The sequence below is a fragment of the Sphingobium cupriresistens genome, from assembly GCF_004152865.1.
Classification (GTDB): Bacteria; Pseudomonadota; Alphaproteobacteria; order Sphingomonadales; family Sphingomonadaceae; genus Sphingobium; species Sphingobium cupriresistens.
The window spans coordinates 1-22,377 of the sequence record NZ_SEOO01000025.1; the positions used below are offsets into that span (position 1 = coordinate 1).

Genomic DNA, 22,377 nt, shown 5'->3' on the forward strand with positions numbered 1-22,377 from the left:
AGCGTCTGTGACCCACCCGATCCCATCCCGAACTCGGCCGTGAAACCAGTCTGCGCCGATGGTACTATTGCTCAAGCACTGGAAGAGTAGGGCGTCGCCAGGCATTGAAGCTCGCGCATATATCGGACAAACATAAAACCCATTCATAACGTCTCATAAAAGGGCGACCCAAAAGGTCGCCCTTTTACCGTTGGTGACGCGGGATGAAGCAGCCCGCCGTCAGACCGCAAAAGCGGGATGACAAGCAAAAATGCTTCGCAGGCTGCAAAACGCAGCCCATGTTGGTGACGCGGGATGGAGCAGCCCGGTAGCTCGTCAGGCTCATAACCTGAAGGTCGCAGGTTCAAATCCTGCTCCCGCAACCACAGAAACCGACATACCGGGCCCCCCTGATGCGAAAGCATCGGGGGGGCTGTCGGCATTGGCGCAATTGCGCCGTTCCAGCCATTCCAAGATGGTGCCAAACTCGCCGTGCAGCATGGCGTTGACCTCGCCCCGTTTGGCGCCGGGCGTCAGAACGATGCGCTCGATGAGCGCGCGCAGCGCGTCGGCCGCCTCCTGCCGCTCCTGCGGATGCGCCAGGGCTTCCGCAAACCGCTCAACCTTGCGGCGATAGATCTCCGAGATATTCGGATGGATGTCCGGTACATCGGCGGGAGCCGCGGCAAGCCGCGCGCGAATGGCGTCTTCCTGCGCCTCGAGTTCGAGCAGTTGATCGACGAGCGAGCGCGTTCCCTTGCCTTCCGTTGCGAGCGTCACCAGTCCCTTGATAGCTTTGAGGACCTTGTCGAGCTCAGCCCGATCTGCGCTGTCTGTCGCGCGACGCTGGCGATTGATGCGATTGGTTTCTTCAACGCAGGTACGAATGGCTTCGGCCGCTACTTCGGGACTCATCAACCGGTCACGAAGACCGTCGAGAACGCGCGCCTCCAGCTTGTCGCGCGCAATGCTATGCCCATTGGAACAGCTTCTCGTGTCTATGTGGTTCGAACATGCAAACCGCCCCTGCCCGCGAAGGGTATAAGACCCGCCGCAGCAGCCGCAGTAGACAAGGCCCGACAGCAGGCTCTTCGGGCGATGAGTCCTGTTCATCGCATTGTGCGCCGAACGCGTCGCTTCGATGACGCCGGCATACTGGATCGCGATATCTTCCTGTCGCGCTTTTGCGGCCTGCCAGAGTTCGTCGTCCAGGATCCGCAGATGAGGCACGTCGGTAACGATCCACTCGGACTGCGGATTGATACGGGAGACACGCTTGCCGGTCTGCGGATTCTTCAGATAGCGAAGCCGGTTCCAGACCAGCTTGCCGATATAGAGTTCATTGTTGATCAAGCCCGTGCCACGCTTTGCGTGACCCCGGATCGTGGTCGATGTCCAGAGCTTGCCGGTCGGTGCGGCTATCCCCGCTTCATTGAGGCGGCAGGCAATCGCATGCGGACTGAGGCCATTGGCAAACTGCCGGAAAACCTGACGTACAACTTCCGCTTCAGCGTCGTTGATGGTGCGCTCGCCGTGAACTGCCTCACCTTCGCTGGAGAAACGACGCACGACGTCATAGCCGTAGCAAAGGCCCCCGCCTGATTTGCCCTTTTCGACACGCCCGCGAAGGCCACGATGGGTCTTCTTGGCAAGATCCTTAAGGAAGAGGGCGTTCATCGTGCCCTTGAGGCCGACATGCAGTTCGGAAACCTCGCCTTCAGCCAATGTAACGATCTGCACGCCCGCAAACTGAAGGTTCTTGTACAATGTCGCGACATCGGCCTGGTCGCGCGACACGCGATCAAGAGCTTCCGCGAGCAGCACATCGAAGCGGCCCATCTGGGCGTCCTGGAGCAGCGCCTGAATACCGGGCCGCAGGATGACACTCGCCCCCGAGATTGCGGCGTCCTTGTAGCTGCCGACGATGCGCCAACCTTCGCGAGCAGCCTGTTCGCGGCAGACCAAAAACTGATCCTCAATGGAAGCAGGGCTCTGCTTGTCATCGGAATAGCGGGCGTAAAGCGCTGCGCGGGTCATTTTTGTCTCCTGGATGGAAGGAAACGTAACATGATCTGCTTTGCAGGCCAAATATGCGCTGGTTGCGGCCAAAGCACTCGTCCCATCTGATGCCCCTGGCGGCCCCGGAAGGGAGCAATTCCCATCCCTGCCTTGCCAATGGCTCCACGTCGCTTGGAAATCCGCTGTTCTGGAAAAGAGCCTGAGGCTTACCGGAACATATGGCGAAATTCCGTAAACCGGCTATGCTCCCTTGGAGCAAATTTACGGCAAGGAACGATGGCGCGCGGTGAGTTGATGAAAAAGCTGCTGGCGAGCTACGGGCGCGAGGAGGAATTCCGCGCCGTCGCCGAGGAAATTATCGGCGAAGAGGAGAAGAAGAACAACCGCGTCCTGGCTCGTTCGCTTCGCCGCTCGCTCGATGCCGGCCCGGCCCGTTCTTCCCGTCCAAAAGCCTTAGCGCCGCTCATTCCGTTTCCGGAAGCAGCGGGTGATTTCGTCGAACTGGTTGAGCCGAAGCACGACAAGCAGGACATTATCCTGTCTCCGGAAAATATCCGTATTTTTCTTGGGCTGCTGCGTGAATCCAGAGCGGCGGACTCGATCCGCAGGCGGGGTCTTGCCGTACGATCAAAGCTTCTCTTCTGCGGACCGCCCGGTTGCGGCAAAACGCTGTGCGCAGAGATCTTCGCCGGCGAGCTGGGGTTGCCTCTCTACATCGTAAAGCTTGATCGGCTGATCTCCTCCTATCTGGGAGAAACGGCGACCAACGTCCGCAAGATTTTCGAGTTTGCCCGCAAACAGCCTTCCGTGCTGTTTTTCGACGAATTCGATGCCCTGGCCCGAGCACGTGACGAGGATGGCGAGCACAATGAACTGCGGCGCGTCGTCAACAGCCTGCTAATCTTCATCGACCGGATTCAACCCAAGGGTTTTGTGGTCGCTGCCACCAATCTCGACCAATCGCTCGACCCGGCCATCTGGCGCCGCTTCGACGAGGTGATCTGGTTTGATCGCCCTGACACGAGGATGATCGCGCGCTTTCTCAAAATGCGTTTCAGAAATGTTGCCGTGAGCTTCGAGCCAGAAGCGCATCTTGCCGAGCTTGAGGGCTATTCCTACGCTGAACTGGAACGGATGTGCCTTCAGGCGATCAAGGCATCCATCATTGATAAAAGAAAACTCGTCAGGGAGAGGGACTTTTTGGATGCTATTGCCGACGAGCGACGCCGCCGGCGCCGGACTTCACGCATGACCACTGCCTGATCCGCCCCCAGTGGCGCAATATGATCATTTGCAGCTCGTCCGCTTGCCCGAGCGGATGCCGCGCCGAAAAACCGGGGGCGGTGGACCGCCGCCGGCACGCGATCCTGGTGGGCATAGCGATCGTCTAGCCCAGGAACTCGATCAGGCAGTTGCGGTTCAGCAACGTCGACGCCGCGCCGATGCCGTCGATCCCGCATTGATCCTTCGGGTCCAGATGAGTGGGCCGCTGCTCGAAGAGGAATGGAACAAGGTCGGACTCACGGTCCTCTCGATCGACGAGGATCGTACACTGGTTCTGTTCTCGACCGGTGATGAACTGATCGCTTTCCGCCGCAAGCTGGAGAACTACGGCAGAGGTACTCCGGCAGGGCAGCAAAACCCCTCCTTCGCCGGGTTCATCGCCAATATTGAATCGATCGACGAAGTGGCCCCGCGAGATCGGATTGGCATGCGCGCGCGAGAAGCTGGGCTGGTCGAGGTCGAGGACTTCCAGCCGGGCCAATCCTATGTCGTCGATATCGAGCTATGGGATCTCGGGCGCCGCGAACTGCGCGAGCGCAAGATCGACGATATCGTGGCCTATGCCGAGGCCCGTGAAGGCGAGGAACTCGACCGGCATATCGGCCCTAATCTGACTCTGGTCCGACTACGCTGCGATGGTGGGCTTGTGCGAACACTACTGACGATCGAGGAGATCGCGGAAGTGGATTTTCCCCCAGAACCCGATCTCCTCACCGCGCAACATATCGACCAAACCCTCGCCGAACTTCCGGAGCCGGACGCACTCGACGATGACGCGCCGCTCATCGGCATCATCGATAGCGGGGTGAACGACCATCCGCTGATTGAGGATATCATCGTCGGTTCTATCGCTATTCCCGATATTCTGGGCACTGCGGATGATCATGGCCATGGGACCTTCGTCGGAGGGATTGCTACTTTCGGAGATCTGCGTGCCCAACTCGGCACCCAGAGTTTGGTGCGCCAGGCCCGGCTCTGTTCGGCGAAAGTCATCGACAACTCTGGCAATTTCCCTAGCAGTCGCCTGGTCCCGCGCCTCATGCGTGAAGCCATCACCCGGCTGAATGAGGAGTTCGGCTGCCGCATCTTCGTCATCGCATTGGGCGATCGTACCAAGGTGGTTGAAGGTGGCAAGGTTGGTCCATGGGCGCAGACGCTCGATGAGTTGGTTCGCGAACTTGATGTCGTCATTGTCGTTGCCGCAGGAAACCGGCAACCGCGGCGAGGAATGCGGATCGAGGAAGCCGTCACCGACTATCCGGCCTATCTGATGGAGGATGCAAACCGATTGTGTGAGCCGGCCGGCGGCATGAATATCGTGACAGTCGGAGCGATCGCGCATGGCAATGGACTTAGTCGACGCGCCCAAGACAATGTTGGGGTGCGGCCTATCACCGATATGTTCGAGCCATCGCCTTTCTCCCGCGCAGGACCGGGAGTGCGTGGCGCGATCAAGCCGGATTTCACCGACGTCGGCGGCACCCTGATCTACGACGGGCCTACCGCTTCTTTGCAAGGCGGCGAAGTTCGCCCCGAGGCCGGTATCATGTCGCTTCATTACCGCCCGGTCGATCGGTTGTTTGCGGCCCGCTCAGGTACGTCACATGCGGCGCCATTGGTAGCCTTCAAGGCCAGCCAGATTTTGGCCCGCTTTCCCGATGCTTCAGCCAATCTCGTGCGCGCGCTCCTGGCTGGCAGTGCGTCCATCCCGGACGAGACCACACGGCGTCTCGCGGGTCTTGGTGACGCGGCAGAGCGGGCCTTGTGCGGCTATGGCCGAGTGGACAGTGAGCGGGCGGCTTTCTCCGACGATGCGCGCGTTGTTCTCTACGCCGAGGATACCCTGTCGATCGATCATTTCGCGGTCTATCAGATTCCGATTCCTGAACCATTCCAGACCGAACGAGGGCGACGCACGATCCGGATCAGTCTCGCTTACGATCCGCCGGTGCGGCACAGTCGACTGGATTACAACGGCGTCTCAATGAACTTCCGGCTCATTCGCGGTTGCGCGCCAGAAGATATCTTCGAGCATTTCCGTCGGCGAACGGCGGCGGAAGGCGCTGTCCCCGACATGGCGTCGCGCTTCAACTGCAAACTTTTGCCTAGTTCGACCCTTCGGGAGAAGTCGAGCCTGCAAACCGCAGCCGTGACCTTCTCACGCGACATCAGCACCTATGGGGACACCTATTATTTGGTGGTGCGATGTGCAGGAGGGTGGGCGGGAGACGCCGGGCAGCAAGATTTCGCAGTCACCGTGGAGATATCGCATGAAGCGGAAGTCGCGCTCTATGAGCGACTCCGGCAACGCGCTCGCGTGCGGCTCTGATATCGACGGTTGGTCCCTATGCCACTCGCCCACATTCTATATCTGTCTGATCGGGTAGTTAGCAGAGGTTCGGAAAATTTTGCCTCTGCGGATTCTTCAAAATCCAGCGGCGTAGTGCCGGCTTGATCCGCCTGGCCTTGATCGAGTAATTTACCATATCGGTAAGGCCAAGACGTTAGGCCGCACCGTCGATTATTTCTACCGACGGCGGAAAGCTGGCTTCGGAACTGGCGAAGACGACACGATTGCCTCTTCGTTCCGCTGGAATTGCGATTGCACGGCCATCGAAACTTGCGGCTATGCGACGAACGAGTGTCGCGAAGGCCATGGAATTGTCACAGAGGTTGGCGACCAGCAGGCCATCAGGGCCAAGACGTGCGCGGCAGTTATCATAAAAGGCCTGCTGACTAAGCGTTGAGGGAAGGCCTTCGCTGTCGAATCCGTCGATGAACAGAATATCAGGCTTGCCAGCCGACGCGGCGAGATAGTCGGCGCCATCGGCACATATGACGCGAAATCTGTGATCGTCCGGCGGGATGTGGAATTGCTGCCGCAGGGCGATCACCTCCGGATCGATCTCGATCACCGTGATGTCGCAATCCGGAAGCGAGCGATAACACGCCTTGGCAAGCGATCCGCCGCCTAGGCCAATCATCTCGATTTGCTTTGGCGCTGCCCTGAACAGCCTGAACCCCATCATCACGCGGGTATAATCGAACAGAAGATGATCGGGATCGCTGACCCGCATGCCGCTCTGAACGGTTGACCAGCCGAACAAGAGCGACAGTATGTCTCCAAAGCGAAGCAGCATCGGACCGGTTGGACCGAAGGGGGCCTCCAGCGAAACCGAAATATGTCCGGCACTCTCATAGCGATCAGGAAGATCCGAGCCAGGCTCTGGGCGTTCGAGGCGCAAGCCAAGGACGAGATCGTGAAACACATCGAGATCGACGTCTGCAGAGAGCGCGGATCCGTCAGTCATTTGCCCGCTTTCTTAATAGGAGTTGCGAAGGGGACTGGCCGGTGATGAAGCCATGATGCCAAAAGGAGCGCCGCGCCTGCGGCGACCCATATCGCTGAGTGCCCAACAACCCGATAGCTTAGCGCACCCAGGATGGCGCCCGTTACCAGGCCAATCCACAGCAACAGATAGGGCAACCACCCGAAGCGATTGCCGCCCATCAACGCGGAAAGCAGGTGCTGCCCGAACTTCACAAGCGTGCCAGTCATATAGGTGAGGCCGATCTGGACCTCTCCATCGCGCTCGAAGAGCGCGTTCTCCGCGCCCATCGCCATCGCCAGCACGGCGGCGGCTGCCCAATTGGCGCCGAACATGGCGAGGAGCGCCGCCACCGATAGCATTACCGCGATGAGATATATCAGCGCACTATGCCTGGAACGCTGAATGACACGGCCACAAAACGAACCCAGCATGACGCCGACCACAAACGACCCGATCAATCCGGCCGCCGTCGCGGCGTCCGCGAAATGCGTACTCAGGCCGACCGCAAGCCGCGTCGAGTTGCCGCTCATAAAGGAGACGAAAAAGCCTCCGAGATAGAGGAAGCCCAAGGCATCGACATAGCCTGCAAGAGCGGCGAAACACGCTGCAAGCCCCCATATTTTCCGGCCATACCGGTTCATTCGGCGTGATCTTTACCAAACGGCTTGCTCGCGCCGCCACTCGAAAGATCGCTGTCCCACCGGGCAATTTCCTGGAGATTCAGGCTTGCTACCTGGTTCAGGCGCGCGGCGTCCTCAGTTGCGAGCGATCGATTAGCCAGGCCATGTCGGATGAAATCCTTCAGCATCATGTTCTGGAGCAAAAGGAACCCCCTGAATCGCTCTCCCAGCTTCATGACACCTCGCCTGCCTGTGGGCTATCCACGGTTCCGAGGCAGGCCATGGTCATCGCAAACAGCGCCTCTTCCGCCCGTTCGCGGGGTAATGAATCCGGAGAGGCCAGATCGGAACGCAGCCATTGCGGTAACCGCTTGAGCAGCCTGTGAATGGCTTCTCCGCGCGCGGCATCGGGCATGTCTGCGCCCTCGATCGGGGCCAATCCATCTGAATCATTCCTTATACTCAACGCAGCCTCTGAGATTCGAACCGTCGATGCGCCTTCGTTCATAAATCGGGGTTCATCGCTCAGCAGGCAGTTCACATCTCACGTCCCCGGTTCACGAACGAAGGCGCATGAACACGAACGCTCACCTAACATATGCATCATCAATTTGTAAGATTGAACTCTGATGTGTGAAGCATCATAAAGGGGGATGATTACATCACAGCAGCTGCGAGCGGCGCGCGCCTTGCTTGGGGTCGACCAGAAAGAACTGGCGGCGCTCGCCGGCGTATCGCTGCCGACCATTCAGCGCATGGAAACGTCCGGTGGGCAGGTGCGGGGAGTCGTGGACTCGCTTGTCAGGGTCATTTCAGCACTGGAGCGAGCCGGTATCGAACTCATTGGCGACAACGCGCCCAGCCAGGGCATGGGTCGTGGCGTACGGTTGCGGGACGCGCCCTCGGACCAACGCTGAAAACAAACAAGAGCAAGGATTAGATGATGCAGCAGAGCGACGATTATGTTTATGATGAAGCGAGCGGCGAATGGATGAGCGCCGCTGACGTGGCGCATCGTAGCGCGGAAGCGGAGCGTGTTGAGGTTCGCGATGCCGTCGGCAATCTGCTGGCGGATGGCGACAGCGTGACGCTGATCAAGGATCTGGTGGTAAAGGGCGCGAACCAGACGCTCAAGCGCGGTACCGTCATCAAATCGATCCGCCTGACCGGGGATGCGCAGGAAATTGATTGCCGGCACGACGGCATCAAGGGCCTCGTGCTGCGTGCGGAATTTGTCCGTAAGCGCTGATCGCACAGGGTTGGAGTAAAACTCGGAGCTGATGAACCAATGATCGTCCGCTCCCGCATCGGATACCAAAGGCAGGGGTATTATGAGCGATATAGCCGAACGCATAACCGAGATCGTCATCGAACATATGGGCGTCTATCCGGATCAGGTCACTCCCGAAGCTCGTTTCCTCGAAGATCTAGGGGGCGACAGCCTGGATGTTGTGGAATTGGTCATGGCGCTGGAAGATGACTTCGGTATAGCCATCCCTGATGCAGATGTTGAAGGCATCAAAACCGTGCAGGATGCAATTCGTTATGTGGAAGCAGCCGGCCGTACCTGATCTTCTCCAGGCACCTGTTCTCAGCCAGGGGTGACGGAATGGAAATGGCACTCTGTCCTCATACAATCGTCGCATCTACTTTTCCGGCTCGAGTCTGCGGCTCAAGTATGTCTGGTGTTGATTTCAATCTGACGCATCACGACGCTTGTGCGCATGATGGCAGTGGCAGGCGCGCTCGCAGATCCCTGACCCTTCGGGTCTTCTGGATCGCTGCATTGACCGCAGCGGCAGTAACCCCAAAGCGCTTTCCGATCTCCGCACCGCTCATCCCGTCCTCGTGGCAAAGCTTCAGCATCGTTTCGCCAAGCTTAAATCTCTCCGCACGTGTTGCCGCACTCTGTCTGATCATGCGCAGATAACGAGGAAGGGAGGAACCTAAAAGCTCCAGCGCCGGAGGTTGCGGCTCACCCGTCCAGCGATCGTGAAAACGCCAACCGTAGCAGTCCATGACGGCTGCGATCTCGCAGTAGCATACGCGGCCCAGGTTGGGGAGCCGAAACAGATCCACTCGCTCGCAATGCGACAGGTCGCTGAGCTGCATATTTTCAATCCGAACACCAGCCACGGTCGATGCCGGCTCTGTGGGCCTGTTCAACTGTCCCAGGCAATTGCGGGTACGCGAGGAAATGACATGCCACGCTTCAAGCGCGAGAATGGAAACATCCCGAGCCGGCTCCACCAATCTCAGTCGGGTCTGCGACATCATGGCCCCATCGTCGGTTACGCGTTCGACCGCGAGCATATCAGTTCTCTCGCAGAATACTTACAGCCTCAACCGCGCTTTCAGCTTCGCGGTCGCCCTTATGTGAACGGCGGAGCAAAAGTCGGCCATGCGGCGACGTAAAGCCAGGCCATCGTTTTACCTGCCGAGGGGAGTGGCGTATCCTTGTCACGCTTTTCCAGCTGCATTCCGTGACCGCATCCCAAGCAACCTAGCAAGTGCCGCTGCGACGCACTTGGCTTCGCGCGTCGATCCGAGCATCATAGTCCCATGGGTTACCGGCAACGAATCGCAGATGCAGCTGTAGCAGACGTAAGATACCAGCTTGATCCGCAATATGTGGGACAGGAGGGCACCTCGGTTCAGATCGAGGGCAGCTTCCGGATTTCCAGGGTCGCCGAAGCAATCATAAAAGCTGCCCTTATTCCTGAAGAGCTAATAATCGAGGAGGTGGCAAAAGCGATCACGCCATCCGGGCATGCCTGGGAGGGTTATCGTGAGCCGGCGGTCGATGCCATCGCCGCAGTGCGCGGGGCAATTCTAACATTGCTCGACCCATTGCCCTAAAGCGCTTCGACCGTGTGGGCCGGGCCTGCTGCATGCGCGGTAATCTCGGAGGGAAAGATATCAAGGACGCGCTGAAGGCGGTCGCCGCTTACAGCCCGAACGGCTTGAGGCACGGTCATCCACGCGCGTTCGCGAACTGCCATTTCAGGCCAGACGTCAAGCTCCGTGGTCACCAGAAGAGGATAGATCTTCGGTTGGCTGGGATCGAAGATCCTTGATCGAAAAAGAGGCGTTGCGCTGATGTCGCCTTCGACGCCCCCTTCCTCGCGGGCCTCCAGCGCAGCACGTTCATGGCCGTGCTCATTCGCTTCGAGTTTTCCTTTGGGCAATATCCATCTTCCCCGCCGCCGGGACTTTACCAGAAGCACCTCCAGGACGCCGGATGGAGTGTATCTGTATGGCAAGGCTGTAACTCGGGAGGGCATTCAACGCTCATGACAGTGATTTCACGAAACTGTCATAATTCGGTGCCGTGTCCATGAGCCGGTTTGAAACATGGATGCGATCACTATGGTTAAGGGAGGCTCCTTCACCCGCATTTTCGGCTATCTGTCGGGCGGGTGCATGCAGCGCATGCCCTCAACCGGCTCGAGTTCGATCGCCAGACTTTTGGCCTCTTCGACCGTGATCACACCCTCATTCCGGACCTTTTCCATCGCTTCCGCAAGGATCCGACCAACTTCTTCGTCGCCATTTGCCGAAATGGTTGCGACCTAGGCGATCTCGCTATCCGCGCTGACCTTTCTGACAGGCGCGAATCCCGTTGCTGCTATGCAGCTCGTCAGGGCTCTTCGCCCAACCAGTCCCGGCGCCATAAGCGATGCGCTCGCCGGCGAATGGGAGCACCGCAATGACGGCACGTGCCGACATAGTTAAGACCATCCCAGGTTACGGCTGAGCGATGAGGAGCGTGCCGGTTCATCCAGCAAAATGGAAAATCTGGTCGCATTGAACATTTCCGTGCTGCGAGGCGAGTCCTCTGTCAGCAACCTCTCCGGCAAATCTTCGATATGGTTCTTTTCGCGATCATAGGATGGCCCGCACCTGCAATACCACTCGCCAGCATACCCTACTGAGGCGCAGCCCCGCCCTGAATCTTGGTTGCGACCGCTTGGATGCGCTGCTGAAGGGCCGTGTCTGCCTGGGAAGCCGTGGCGATCTGGTTGAATTTCTCCGGTGTCAGCCCCGCACCCTGCACGGCGGCCGCCATCTTGGTCTGCTTATCCGTTTCGGGTATCGCAGTGTCCTGCTGGATCTTCTGAACCGACAGCGCAGCCTTCACATATTGTTCAAGTTCCGCGTCCGTAAAGCTCGCTGCTTGTCCAGGGGCGGAAGGCGCCGGCGCCGGCGCCGGTGGCGAGGCAGCGGGCGGAACAGTCGGACTGGTTGAATCCTGTGCGCGGGCAATCCCGATGCTGCCAAGAAGAACTACAGCGCAGATGGCCCAGGCCGGTTTGATCGATTGAGTGAACATCATTGGTTCTTTCCGTAGAGGCTGAACAACAAGGTTCATACTCTCGCGCCCTTAATCCAACCCCTTTATGGACCCGCGGTGCTTCGAACAGGACAAGACGACTAGTGCTCGCCTCCGCGCAGGAATTCTCGAATGCGCCCTTTTGCTCGCGCTCAGCCATTCCGCCTGCGATTGTCAGCGTTTCCCCATCACATGCGCCCCAGGGTCGATGATCGTCACGGCGTCTTGCGAAGCGTTGGCGATCGCATCCGCCATCCCGAAGAGTTCGACCCGACCACCATCGTTGTAAATACGGCCAGCGACAGTTCCCCGGACAATGGCGCGGGCGCCTTTCTGGACTTTGAGATCACCGGCAATCGTGCCGTGGAGAATAAGCCGTCGGCCGCTGCATAACGTCGCGCCGCCGGTCACCATGCCATAGAGCGCCATGTCCTCCTGGATCTCCATCGGACCCTCGAGATTCTCATGGATTGCCTTCACGTCCTTACCTCCTCATCCCTCCATATCCATGCGCTTGCTTCGCGCGTCCAGGCCGGATCACAGACCGAACACAGCTTCGAGTTCGGCGATATGCTTGGCCGGCGGTGAACCGTCACAGAAATCCGCCCAGTCGATATAGCCCAGTTCGCGGAGCTTTCCCGCTACCGCATATCTGGTCTCGCCGTTGTCATTTGTTTCATCGCGTGTTTCAATGCCGTCAGGCGTTCATTCGTACTCTTCATAGTTGTTCCCTGCTTTGCCTGCCGGCCCCCGGATCCATACCATAAAAGCTGCCGTCGGAGGGCAAGAGGCCACACAGATGCAAAGCATTTGGACTGCCCGACACAGTTCAAGGTGGCTGTTCCGGGCTTTTCGTTTCCTTCGCAACACGCTCTTCATGAAGCTCGCGGGCGATCTGACGTCCCAGCAGCCGGGCAAGGCGTATGATCGCGGCATCTGCCTCAGGAGAGATTTTCGGTCTGTCTGCAGACCGGCGCGCCTTGGTTTTCATGGCCGCGCATCCTGTCCGTGCGCGAAATGGGCCGGAATGGATACTGGGAACTGAGTGGCCAGGAGAGGAGGAAGAAAAGCGGGGAGGGGGAAATCGCATGAGCGGGCTGCTTCGTCGGAGCGGACAATAGCAGCTGGAGGTTTTGCCCAATCGTGATCCGTGCTAATCTTCTTTCCGGAAAGGCTCTGCTCATGCAGGAAGTTAACGAACCTGATCAGACGGACGGGGCAGCCCCGCAAGCACCGTCTCCGCGTGCTGCGGATTGGTTTTGGCGTCCCTGGTATGCCAAGCTCTACCTGGCCCTGACGCTGCTCTACTGGCTCGGCCACGAATTCATGATCACTGTCCCCTACGATCAGCTGAACATCCCTCTTGCCAACACGATGGTGCTGCTGATCTTCGTGTTCAATCCGATCACTGTCATTGCAGTGCTGGGATATGGCTTCCTCAAGGCGAAGGTCGCATGCGGGGAATGGGTGATAACGCCGGGACCGCCTTCGCAAAGAACGGGGATCGATCCCTATACCGATCCATCCGACCCTCGATCGGGCGATATCCACTTTCGCCATATCGGCGTGATCCAGGACTGACATCATGGATCCCGCCGCTCTTTAAAGCTCGGATCGCCGTCTTCCATTCCATTGTCGCGATCAAGAAACAGCCGTCCGGAACTCAGGATTGACGACTGCTCTATTGACATGACCGGACCCGTGACATCGACTGTGCCACGGCCAGCATCCGCCTGTCTTAAATACCGGTTTCGCAGACCATCGTTTCCAAGCACCTTCTCGCTGAGTTCCTGGGCAAAAGTCTGTTCGGGACGGCCGGAACGAGCTGCGGCTTTCTCTGCGGATGCGATGGCCTCCCGAACATCATAGTTTACAATGTCGACTGAAGAGCGCGCAGAGACGGCCGCAATACCGCGATCGGAAATGTCGGCGCTCAACTTGCCGGTCAACGAACCTGCGGCACTGCTCTTGGCAACACCGCTCTTGGCGCCATCGCCATCTTTTTCGTCGCTGCCCTTGCTGCCGGAGCCAACGCCGCGCGATGCTGAAGCCGTGAGATCGCCGGAGATGCTCTGACTGTCCGCGGTTGAGTGCTCCGCCGACCGCGAAAGCGACCGCTGCCATCCGGTCTGAACCATGATCGCGGTGACATCGCGCTCGAGCGTATCGGCGACCTGCGGCTTGAGCCGCCAGTTGCCGCGCCGATCCATCTCGAACCCACCGCGAAGCCAATTGGCCATGGCAGCCTGACCCTCGGCGCCGCTGCCCAGGAAATGCTCAATCGTATCGGGGCCCGCCTGCTTGCCGGCCTCGAACCGCGTGCTGGTGTCATTGCGCGCCGACTGGCTGAACCCGGTGCTGCTGGAAACCAGCAGGTCATTGTGCGCGAAGCTGAAGCGCGCGTGCCCGCCACTGGCGATCGCACCGAGCTGGCCCTCGTTGATGAGGCCGCCGCGCCACATCTGCGCCGCAAGCTCCGGTGTCAGGTTGAGGCTGACATCGCCATTCTGGCTCATCGCGATCTGTCGCTTGGACATCTCGACGCCATGCGCACGCAGGAGCGCCTGCGTACGGGTGAGACGCTCCTTGTCGACGATCCCCGTCAGCCGCTCGTTGCGGGCGCGGTCGGCGACCCCTTCCGCGCCGCCTTCGGCCATATCGACCTGGTTGCCGGCGGTGCCGGCGAGCGCGCGGATAAAGGAATCAAGCCGCGCGGCCTCACGAACCGATACGCCCGCCGCCGCCGCGCCTTCGGCAAAGCCGGCATTGTCGGCCTGTCGCCGCTGTTCGCCGATCTGCGCATTGCTGCGCACGCCGTCGGGACCGCTCTCCCGCTGGGCGTCGAGCTTGCCCGAGCGTTCTGCAAAATCATAGCCGGCAGCCTCCCTCGTGCGCCCATAGACGCTCGTACCCTCCCGTGCCGCCTCTGCGGTCGCACCATCGGCCGTGCCGACCTGAACCGCGGCATTGTAGCTTTCCAGCGCGCGCAGCACCTGTGCCTCGTTGCGCCCGGTCGAACGCGACAGCTGGCTGATCGCCGTCGATCGCGCCTCGCCGGACAACGCATTGATGAATCCGATGCGCCGGCTGGTCTCGGTGACGGAAAGCCCGAGCATCGCGGCCGCCTGCCGCTGCCCCTGATTGCCACCTGTCCGATGCGCCTGCTCGGTCGCGACGTTGCCGCGTTCTACGGCGGCCACCCTGTCGCCGGCATAGTCGCGCCGCCCTTCCATCGCGCCGACCTGCGTTTGCGCTGCGGTCAAATCGTTGCGCAGCATCTGTTCCTGATCGAAGGCATTGGCGGTGATCTTGGCGAAGGTCGGATCGGCGCTTGCCTGCCCGATCACTGTAGACGCCTTCAGAGCGGCATCCCTGGCATCATAACCGTTGCGCTCGAAATGCCGCTGGGCACCCGATTGCATCATGTCATAGGCACGTTGGTCGCCGAACGCCTTCCATTGCACCATGTTCTGCGCAAAAGCGGCAAAGGCCCGCTCTCCGGATTGCCCTTCCCCAAAGTAGCTCGTGCCGAGTTTACGCAGCGCGTCGCTCTGCGCAAAACCATGGATCGCTGTCGTTGCGGCATTGCTGCGTATCGCGCGCGCGATGGCAGGATCGCTCAGATCCCGTCCGACAAGCGCAGGGGACAGGCCGCCCAGTTCCCGCGCCGCATCGGTCCGCCCCAAGCCGAATGCCGCAGTCCCCGCCGCGCCGCCGCCGTGCTCGCCCATGACGGTTCCGGCGGCCCCAAACGCCCGGTCGAGGCCAAAGCTGCTGCGCTCGCCAAAATCGCCAAACCCTGACGAAGCCGAACGCCGCGTCTGGGTACCGCTGGCAGAAGCCTGCGCTTCGAGCGCGGAGGCATAGCCCTCGCTGGTGCCCACCGTCGCCGCCGCCATGCTGCCCTGACCCTGCACGCCGAGCATGCCTGAGGTGAAGGCAGTGAACATATTGCCGGAGAAGCGGAACACAGTGAACACGAAGGCGCCGGCAAGACCTGCCGCCGCGGTCCGGAACGAGCCGAAGATGGCGAGCGCTTTCATCGCGGCCGATGGTGCGAGGATCCAGCTGTCGGCCGCGACATTGGTGGCGCGCAACTCCGCCAGCACGTCCATCGCCCGCCCCAGGGTCAACTGATAGATACCCGCGTCGATGACGCCCCAGAGCGCCACGAACACGAACAGCCCCAATGCGAAGCTCGCGACCCTGAGGTTGATCGGCGTCAGGATGAAGAGCAGCGCGATCGGCATCATCATCAGCATGATGGCGAAGACCGAGGCGCGAATGGTCGGCATCCACTCATTGGCGGTCGAGAGCGTCGCCAGGCCGTTGGATTCGATCGCCCGGTTCGCCATCACCCGCGCGGTCGCCGCCGGGGAGTCCTCGAACAGGACGTCGCCGACGGTCTGTCCCAGCAGGACGTTTGTCAGGAACTTCTGTCGGCTCATCGATTGCCCGAGCATCATGTCGCCGAGCGCGTCGATCTGCTGGCGACAGCGGTCACGCTGGGTTGCCTGGGTCACGTCGAAGCCGGTACGGGCACAGACCTGGTCGCTATAGGCGTCGAACAACGTGCTGTCAGCCAACCGATCCGCAATATAACCCCAGGCCGCATCGCAGCTCATCGTCGTCCCGGCCTTGTCGCTTGCGGTATAGACTGTCGAAAATGTCGCCGGGCCGGCCATCGCCGCGAACGAGGCGGGAAGGTCGGTCGAGGTCCGGAAGAGCTGATCGTCATCGACGCCATAGGCGGGCGAAACACGCGCCACCGGATAGCATTGCCGCACATAGTCTTTCACTGTCGCATCAAGGAAGGTGTCGACGATCGGACTGCGCGGACTGACCGCGTTCAGGAACAGATCGAAGGCATGACCGCCAGCACCGAACTCCAGCTTCGCGCCCGGATCGGTCGTGTTGTCGTCGATCGTCTCGGCAAGCGCGCGCTCCATGAGGTTGGTGACGCCTGCGACCAACACGATGAGATTGGGAACGCCTCCGACCGGCTGGTAGGCGTTGCGCACCCGGTCATAGATGTGGACCGTGCCCGTCGTGGCGATCATTCCCACGAACAAGCCGATGCCGATCAGCATCTGGAATCCGAAGGCGACGAGCCCCATGCCGGAACCCTTGATGCTCGCCAGCATCGCGCCCATGGCGATACCGGCCACCGCGATGATCACGACCAGCGTCTCGTAGCGCGGATCGCTGAAGATCATGGCGACGAGGTGAAAGGCATCGACCGTTTCGGAAAAACCGTCCCAGGTGTGATAGCTGGCATCGATCGCCAGTGCGGGCGTGGCGCTCAGAAAGCCCAGGAGAGCGACTAGGAAGCGGATGAAGCGGCGCATGACGATCCTCACCGGTTGCGATTGGCATTGGCGCCCGCGGCGTCGCGGGCATCCCGGTCGCGTTGGCGCACGACGCCGGCATAGCTCGCCGACAGGTTCGCCTGGCTCATCGCCGCCATGTAGGACTGGCGCATCTGCGCGCGCTGGCGCAGAACCTCGTCGCGCAACTCGCGCAACTGCTCGATGCCCTTGGTCAGGATGCGGGTCTGGCAGATGTTGGTGTTCTCGGCATCGGCGGCGCCCGCGGTGGTTGCACCGCGCTCCGCATTCTGCAGCGCGAAGTCAATCGACCGGGTGAGGTCGTTGAGCATCTGATAGGCAAGGGTGAGCGCGACCAGTTCGTCGGTATCGGCGATCACGCTGTCGGTCAGCCCCTGCCGCACGCCCCATTCCAGAAGACGATAGACCGGCAGGGTCCGCACATTGGCGACGAACTGCTTTTCCTCCGTGGTCAGCGCCGCGCGCGTCCGGATCTTGGCCGCGACCGTCTCCATCCTTTCCCGCGCCAGCACCAGAGCGCCGCGCCCGGCGCCGTTCACCGAGCAATCCGCGGCGGTCGCGGGAATGTTGAGCGCGCGGGTCGGGACGCGGCCGGTCAGGAAGTCGTCGGCGCTCTCGGTATCCTGGCGCGGACAGGCGGGAATGGCCGAGAAGATCGGCACCTTGTCGTTCGCATCCCAGCGCATGTAGACGTCACCCACCCGGGCACGCATGACGCCGGCCCAGTCGGACGCGCCGACCCGCGCGGCGGCATGCGCGAGCAGCGAGCCGGTCTTGAAAATGTCCGTGACCTCCGCCGGGCAATTGGCGAGCGCATCTTTCAGATCCTCGGTCGGATTGCCCTTGTTGGCCTGGATCTTCTCGCGGCTCTGCTGCCAGCTATTGGCATAGCCTTCGCGGATCGACTTGTAGCCGGTCATCTCCTCGACGATGCCGGACATGTTGTCGTCGCCCTTGGCGATCTGGACCATGCGGTTGGCGAGCCGGCAGTCGTTCACCTGGATCGAGTTCAGGAAATTGGTCGCCGCCTCCATCTTCGAGAGGATATTCCCCATTTTCTCGTCCAGCGTTTCAAGAAGATACTGGAAGGCGACCGCCGGCGCGGCCTGGAGGATCGTCTCCAGCTTCTGGACAAGATAGTCGGGGTCGAGAAACGACATGCCGCCCAGAAACATGTCGATGCCGCCGCAGCCCGCCTTCACCTTGGGCAAGGTGAGGCTCATCAGATAATCGTCATGGACATCGACCCGGCCCGACATGCCGCCCGCGGTCACATAGCCGCGGGTCTGGTCCTCGAAACTGCCCGGCGAGGTGTAGGTGACATTGTCGAACCAGCTCTCGGCCCAGCTTTGCGCATGCGCTGGAACCGCATGTCCGCACGAGGCGGCGATCAGGCAGAGGGCAAGGGTCGAACGACGAAGATAATGTCCCATGGCAGGCTTCCTGATGAGGAGGAAGGGTGACGCCGCCCCGCCATGATCAGCGTCCCTTCGGGCTGGAGGAGGCCGGCGCCCTCACGCCGACGATCCCGGTGAATTTCGACATGGCACGCACGCCGACAGCAGCCCGGGCGCCGGTGAGCATCCGGGCGGCAAGCCAGGCATTGCGCGCGATATTGGCTTCGTGATCGGTGCCGATCGCAATGGGCACCATGCGGTTCGGCTCGCTTAGCGGGCGCACCCATGCGACCGGGTTGCCGACCCACGGGAGACCGAGCCGTCCCGACCGCAGCATCGCCTCCTGCGCGCCGATGGTTCGAACCTGCCACCCGTAGTGAGTGCGGAATGCCTGGAGCTTTGCCCAGAGATCGCCGCAGGGCAGGCAGCCCGGCGCGGTGCTGATCTCGATCACATAAAGCGATGCCTGGCTGCGTAGCATGGTCTGGAAGTCGGGGGGGAAGTCACGCGTCACCGGTACACGGGAAAGCCACAGGCGCATGTCGGCGGGTGTCGATACCGGATGGACTGCCGCCCGCATCGCGACCTCCCGACTCACCTGCTGCGCATCGGCCATCGCCGGCAGCACTAGCGAGCCCAGGATCATTAGCATCGTCGCGAGCCGAACTCGCCCGTGGCGCCTCACGGCCTGGGCTCTCTTGCATCGATGAGATCACCGCCGAGAACGCGCGGATCGGTGGACGACACCGGACCATTGGCGAGCGCGTCGAAGAACCCGTTCTCCTCGCCCGCGCCGGTCAGCCATTGCTCGGGCCGGATATCACCGCTCAGCAATCGCACCGCCTGATAGGCCATCTGCGCGATGTTGGGATAAGTCTCGACCCCGGCGGCGATCACCATGCGCTGGGCACTGTTCCTGCGAATGACCATGGTGGTGGGCGTCACTTCGACCCCGAAACGCTGGCCAAGCTCGGGTTTGCGGTCGAGGTCCATGAGGCTCACCTGCCAGCCCATTTCGTCCTGGAAGCGCTGCACGATCGGCCACTGCACCTTGCAGTAACCGCAGGAAGTGCGGGCGAACATCACAAGCGCGAACTCTCCCGCGTGCGCGCGCAGATACTGGCGGCGCACCTGGTCCTTCTGGGCGCCGAGCGCATCGCGGGCCTCGCCGACCAAAGGATTGGCGGCTCTCGCATTGAGCTCGGGATGGGTCAGCATGGCAAGCTGGGTGACGCCGGCGAAGGCGCGGGCCTTGCGCCGCGCAAAATCCTGCAGGCGCCAGAAATCGGCGACGGCATCGACGGTGAGCACGGTCGCCGCATAGTCGCGCTGCTGCTCGATCAGTGTGCGGATCTTCGGCGGCGTCCAGGTCGCCAGTTCGGCTATAGGCGGGATTACCGGCTTCACCAGAGCGTCAGGATCGGGCTTCTCCTGCTCTGCCTTGGGCGGTGCCTGATACCACCAATAGCCGCGCGCTTCGCGATCCGCGGCGCCCGTGGATTGCGCGGCTGCCGATCCTGCCAGGAGAAGGGCCGCGCCTGCGATCACAGCGAGCCGCTTCACAGCAGCTTCTCCATCCGGGTGAGGCGATCGATGGCGACCGGGCCATAGTAGCGGCTGTCATATCCGTCGGGATGGCTCGACCCGACGAAGATCATGCCTTCCGGAATATTGGGGCTGGCCGGCTGCCAGTGGTTGAGCGCCTTGCCGCTGCGCGTCGCAGGCTTGCTGACGCCCACCAACCTGTCGTTGCAATAATACCAGCCATTGCGGCCCAGGCCGAGACTTGCGGGCTTATCGACCATGACGATCTGGTCGCCGGGCATGCACAGCGCATATTTGGTGACGGCGACAGGCCTGGGGCCGGCAATCGCATCGGCGAGCGTGAAGGAGACGAGGTCGCCGCGATGCACAGGCCCGGAAGAGCGGTGCACCACCCAGGCATCGATCGACGGCGTCATGACCAGGGTGATCTGCGGCATCGTTACCCAAGCGAAAAGGCCGATCGGCAGCACGATTCCATAGGCCTTGAAGAGCTGCGCGGGCCGCGCCGGTTGTCCAAGGCCGCTCGCGCCCAGCGCTACGGCGGCCCGCAGCGGCAGGTCTTTCAGTTCACGCCAGGCGCGCTTACCGCCGTGCCAGATGAGCGAGAGCATCCCGCACCTCCTCCCTGCCGCCGAGGCGGCCATATTCCTCGAGAAGCCCGGACAAGGCGGCATCGCCCTGAACCAGATGCGCACCGCGAGGGCTCGCCTCGTCGCGCTCGCAATAGGGGAGCGTCGGATCACCGGGGATCATCGCCAGCGCGGGAACCCGGGCGACGCCATGTTGCCGGAAGACCAGCGGATCGACGATCAGCTGCACGTCCCGCATGGCGCAGGCCGGCCCTTCACAGCCTGGATCGCGCCGCAGGATGGCGGCAGACAGCTTCGCCATCGGCGCCACTTGCCGCATCCCGCCCGGCATTCCGCGAAACGCCATGACCCCTCCGGCGCGCTCAAGCTGCCCGGCATAGGTGCGCAACGTCTCGATCGGCATCGACGAGGACACGAACAGGACCGGCACCCAGTTTTTGCCCGTACCGGGCGATACCACTCCAGCCAGCGCCGCCGCTTCCGGCTGCTCCAGTCCGAGTGCCTGCGCAATCCGGCGACTGGCAGCGTCGCCCTCGGCCGCAAGGCGCTCGCGCGCGGCGGCGATATCGGCCTGCGCGCGTTTCTCCATATCCGGATCGTTCCTGCGCGCCTTGAGCCCCTCGAAGGCCCGGTGCTGCGCTGCGGCGTCGGGCCTAGCAGGCGGAACGGGCCAGGGGGCGGACGTGGCATTCGCCTTGCCGGCGGCGCGTTTCACGCGCTTCATCGCCGCCTCGCCCTGTTCCTGAATTCGCGCGCGGGCGTTCTCACCCGGGGGCTGTTCGGTCGCGGCCGGCGGCTCGTTCGCGCCTGCCGCCCTGGCCGCGCAGGCGAGCCCTGCGAGAAACAGGGCGCGCCTAGTTGCTGATCGTCTGCATATAGGCATCGATCTTGTCCTTCATGTCGATCTGGATTTCGGATTGGGCGCGGGCTTCGACGTCCGCATAATATTCGGAGAGGTCCATCCGCGAGAAATCGAGGGCCTGGAATTCCTCGGGCGTGAAGCCCCGGCAATAGGGGTTCTTCGGCGTGCCCCAGCCAATGGCGCTGAAGGCCTTCAGCTGCGGCCGCCCCTGTTCCTGGATGATCCGGCCAAGCTTGGTGTTGAAGCAGCAATGGCCGCGGGCGTTCTGCACGCAGATGCCGAGGATCTTCGAGGAGCAGTAGCTGCCGACCTCATGACACATGCCCGAGCCGCGCAGCATGCCCACTTCCATGTCCTGCTGGTCGCAGCCCTGGAGCAGCACCTCGATCATGAAATTGACCGCGAGGCTGATCGCGATCGATGTCGGATCGATCCCGACGATGATCGCATTGGCGCCGGCGCTGGCCGCCTGGCTCGCGGTCGCACCTGCCTTAAAGGCGGTGTAGGCGGCTTTCATGCCGGTGAAGACGCCCTTGGCGACCGCGATCTTGGTCGAGATGGACGAGATCGAACCGCCCATGCCGTCTTTCACGATCTTACCCTTGTCCTTGCAGCAATTGGAGAAGGTCGTCTTGAGGCCGGCAGGACGGCAACGTGCGGCGCGGCCGGAAAATATCTCGATCGTGCCAAGACAATTGCCCTCGGCATCGACACCGCCATCGGCTTCGACACCCGGATCGTCGATGACCGGATCGTCGACGATCGGGTTGGCGCTGGTGTCGATGCAGGCATCGGCCGAGCAGGCCGCTGCGCCGCCACTGGCAGGAACCTCGCAGCTATATTGGTCACCGAGCGGGCAGTGCAGGGCGCCCGAAACGTCGGCCTCGCACATCGTCTGGCCGATCGGGCACATCCAGCCACCCGATGCCGTCAGATGACAGCTCGCCGTCTCGCCATCATCGGCGGCATCGCCATTGCCGTCGAGGTCGACCGCGCACAACTGCTGCGCGGACGCGACCGCCGGAAACAACAGCGCGCTGGTCATTAGCAGCATGGCGGCTGCGAAAA

General features: G+C 61.5%; 24 protein-coding genes, 1 tRNA gene and 1 rRNA gene. 9 read left to right on the top strand and 17 right to left on the bottom strand.

Features of this window, described 5'->3' with window-relative positions; all coding sequences use genetic code 11:
* Both rrf and EWH12_RS14765 read left to right on the top strand, forming a co-directional pair.
* Positions 1-103, top strand: a 5S ribosomal RNA gene (rrf, locus tag EWH12_RS14760); the annotation flags it as partial.
* A 185-nt stretch (positions 104-288) separates the two neighbouring features.
* Positions 289-365: transfer RNA gene (locus EWH12_RS14765), tRNA-Met, on the top strand.
* Here EWH12_RS14765 and EWH12_RS14770 read toward each other — a convergent pair.
* A complete protein-coding gene (locus EWH12_RS14770) occupies positions 322-2,016 on the bottom strand; it encodes a recombinase family protein (RefSeq protein WP_129927078.1) in 1,695 nt (564 codons plus the stop codon). The genes EWH12_RS14765 and EWH12_RS14770 overlap by 44 nt on opposite strands.
* Positions 2,017-2,274: 258 nt before the next feature.
* Here EWH12_RS14770 and EWH12_RS14775 point away from each other — a divergent pair, with 258 nt between their 5' ends.
* Positions 2,275-3,261, top strand: coding sequence for an AAA family ATPase (locus EWH12_RS14775; protein ID WP_129927026.1), 987 nt, complete (start codon positions 2,275-2,277; stop codon positions 3,259-3,261).
* Positions 3,262-3,271: 10 nt separating this feature from the next.
* Positions 3,272-5,611 carry a S8 family peptidase gene (locus tag EWH12_RS14780; protein WP_129927027.1) on the top strand — a complete coding sequence of 780 codons (2,340 nt, stop codon included), beginning with the start codon at positions 3,272-3,274 and terminating at the stop codon, positions 5,609-5,611.
* 175 nt (positions 5,612-5,786) lie between these two features.
* Here EWH12_RS14780 and EWH12_RS14785 read toward each other — a convergent pair whose 3' ends face one another.
* Genes EWH12_RS14785 through EWH12_RS22955 form a run of 4 tightly spaced genes read right to left on the bottom strand, consistent with a single transcriptional unit; the run spans position 5,787 to position 7,775 of the window.
* Positions 5,787-6,593, bottom strand: a complete 807-nt coding sequence (locus tag EWH12_RS14785; protein WP_242496071.1) for a fused MFS/spermidine synthase — start codon at positions 6,591-6,593, stop codon at positions 5,787-5,789.
* Entirely contained in the window at positions 6,590-7,255 is a 666-nt protein-coding gene (locus tag EWH12_RS14790; RefSeq protein ID WP_129927028.1) for a YoaK family protein, read from the bottom strand. The genes EWH12_RS14785 and EWH12_RS14790 overlap by 4 nt, the downstream gene beginning before the upstream one ends.
* Positions 7,252-7,470, bottom strand: a complete 219-nt coding sequence (locus EWH12_RS14795; protein WP_129927029.1) for a hypothetical protein — start codon at positions 7,468-7,470, stop codon at positions 7,252-7,254. The genes EWH12_RS14790 and EWH12_RS14795 overlap by 4 nt, the downstream gene beginning before the upstream one ends.
* Complete coding sequence (locus tag EWH12_RS22955; protein ID WP_340640835.1) at positions 7,467-7,775, bottom strand: hypothetical protein; 309 nt, start codon at positions 7,773-7,775, stop codon at positions 7,467-7,469. Before EWH12_RS22955 ends, EWH12_RS14795 begins: the two co-directional genes overlap by 4 nt.
* Positions 7,776-7,887: 112 nt before the next feature.
* Here EWH12_RS22955 and EWH12_RS14805 point away from each other — a divergent pair, with 112 nt between their 5' ends.
* From EWH12_RS14805 to EWH12_RS14815, 3 genes are all read left to right on the top strand, one after another.
* Positions 7,888-8,151, top strand: a complete 264-nt coding sequence (locus EWH12_RS14805) for a helix-turn-helix domain-containing protein (RefSeq protein ID WP_129927030.1) — start codon at positions 7,888-7,890, stop codon at positions 8,149-8,151.
* Positions 8,152-8,174: 23 nt separating this feature from the next.
* A complete protein-coding gene (locus EWH12_RS14810) occupies positions 8,175-8,483 on the top strand; it encodes an alkylphosphonate utilization protein (protein ID WP_422917736.1) in 309 nt (102 codons plus the stop codon).
* Positions 8,484-8,565: 82 nt separating this feature from the next.
* Positions 8,566-8,805: an acyl carrier protein gene (locus EWH12_RS14815; RefSeq protein ID WP_129927031.1), complete on the top strand. Its 240-nt coding sequence runs from the start codon at positions 8,566-8,568 to the stop codon at positions 8,803-8,805.
* A gap of 136 nt (positions 8,806-8,941) precedes the next feature.
* On the opposite strand, the gene EWH12_RS14820 is transcribed toward EWH12_RS14815, so the two are convergent.
* Entirely contained in the window at positions 8,942-9,547 is a 606-nt protein-coding gene (locus EWH12_RS14820) for a hypothetical protein (protein ID WP_129927032.1), read from the bottom strand.
* Positions 9,548-9,796: 249 nt separating this feature from the next.
* Here EWH12_RS14820 and EWH12_RS14825 point away from each other — a divergent pair, with 249 nt between their 5' ends.
* On the top strand, positions 9,797-10,093 hold the full coding sequence (locus tag EWH12_RS14825) for a hypothetical protein (protein WP_129927033.1): 297 nt from the start codon (positions 9,797-9,799) through the stop codon (positions 10,091-10,093).
* Here the strand turns inward: EWH12_RS14825 and EWH12_RS14830 are convergent.
* The 4 genes from EWH12_RS14830 to EWH12_RS22265 form a co-directional block, all read right to left on the bottom strand.
* The gene (locus EWH12_RS14830) at positions 10,090-10,518 is read right to left on the bottom strand and encodes an NUDIX hydrolase (RefSeq protein ID WP_277986029.1); all 429 of its coding nucleotides are present in this window, start codon (positions 10,516-10,518) and stop codon (positions 10,090-10,092) included. The two genes, EWH12_RS14825 and EWH12_RS14830, sit on opposite strands and share 4 nt — an antisense overlap.
* A 644-nt stretch (positions 10,519-11,162) precedes the next feature.
* Positions 11,163-11,570: a DUF4168 domain-containing protein gene (locus EWH12_RS14840; protein ID WP_129927035.1), complete on the bottom strand. Its 408-nt coding sequence runs from the start codon at positions 11,568-11,570 to the stop codon at positions 11,163-11,165.
* Between the two features lie 171 nt (positions 11,571-11,741).
* On the bottom strand, positions 11,742-12,047 hold the full coding sequence (locus tag EWH12_RS14845; protein WP_129927036.1) for a hypothetical protein: 306 nt from the start codon (positions 12,045-12,047) through the stop codon (positions 11,742-11,744).
* Between the two features lie 349 nt (positions 12,048-12,396).
* The gene (locus EWH12_RS22265; RefSeq protein ID WP_165363636.1) at positions 12,397-12,558 is read right to left on the bottom strand and encodes a hypothetical protein; all 162 of its coding nucleotides are present in this window, start codon (positions 12,556-12,558) and stop codon (positions 12,397-12,399) included.
* 191 nt (positions 12,559-12,749) lie between these two features.
* On the opposite strand from EWH12_RS22265, the gene EWH12_RS14850 reads away from it, so the two are divergent.
* A complete protein-coding gene (locus tag EWH12_RS14850; protein ID WP_129927037.1) occupies positions 12,750-13,148 on the top strand; it encodes a hypothetical protein in 399 nt (132 codons plus the stop codon).
* A gap of 2 nt (positions 13,149-13,150) precedes the next feature.
* Here EWH12_RS14850 and EWH12_RS14855 read toward each other — a convergent pair whose 3' ends face one another.
* The 7 genes from EWH12_RS14855 to traN are packed head-to-tail and all read right to left on the bottom strand — an operon-like array spanning position 13,151 to position 22,363.
* Entirely contained in the window at positions 13,151-16,915 is a 3,765-nt protein-coding gene (locus EWH12_RS14855; protein WP_129927038.1) for a conjugal transfer protein TraG N-terminal domain-containing protein, read from the bottom strand.
* Between the two features lie 8 nt (positions 16,916-16,923).
* Positions 16,924-18,348, bottom strand: coding sequence for a conjugal transfer protein TraH (locus tag EWH12_RS14860; protein ID WP_129927039.1), 1,425 nt, complete (start codon positions 18,346-18,348; stop codon positions 16,924-16,926).
* A 46-nt stretch (positions 18,349-18,394) separates the two neighbouring features.
* Positions 18,395-18,958 carry a hypothetical protein gene (locus EWH12_RS14865; RefSeq protein WP_242496072.1) on the bottom strand — a complete coding sequence of 188 codons (564 nt, stop codon included), beginning with the start codon at positions 18,956-18,958 and terminating at the stop codon, positions 18,395-18,397.
* A gap of 35 nt (positions 18,959-18,993) precedes the next feature.
* Positions 18,994-19,875: a conjugal transfer protein TraF gene (locus EWH12_RS14870; RefSeq protein WP_129927041.1), complete on the bottom strand. Its 882-nt coding sequence runs from the start codon at positions 19,873-19,875 to the stop codon at positions 18,994-18,996.
* Entirely contained in the window at positions 19,872-20,468 is a 597-nt protein-coding gene (locus EWH12_RS14875) for a S26 family signal peptidase (RefSeq protein ID WP_129927042.1), read from the bottom strand. The genes EWH12_RS14870 and EWH12_RS14875 overlap by 4 nt, the downstream gene beginning before the upstream one ends.
* On the bottom strand, positions 20,440-21,330 hold the full coding sequence (locus tag EWH12_RS14880; protein ID WP_242496073.1) for a type-F conjugative transfer system pilin assembly protein TrbC: 891 nt from the start codon (positions 21,328-21,330) through the stop codon (positions 20,440-20,442). Before EWH12_RS14880 ends, EWH12_RS14875 begins: the two co-directional genes overlap by 29 nt.
* Positions 21,302-22,363, bottom strand: a complete 1,062-nt coding sequence (traN, locus tag EWH12_RS14885) for a conjugal transfer protein TraN (RefSeq protein ID WP_242496074.1) — start codon at positions 22,361-22,363, stop codon at positions 21,302-21,304. The genes EWH12_RS14880 and traN overlap by 29 nt, the downstream gene beginning before the upstream one ends.
* Positions 22,364-22,377 lie beyond the last annotated feature (14 nt).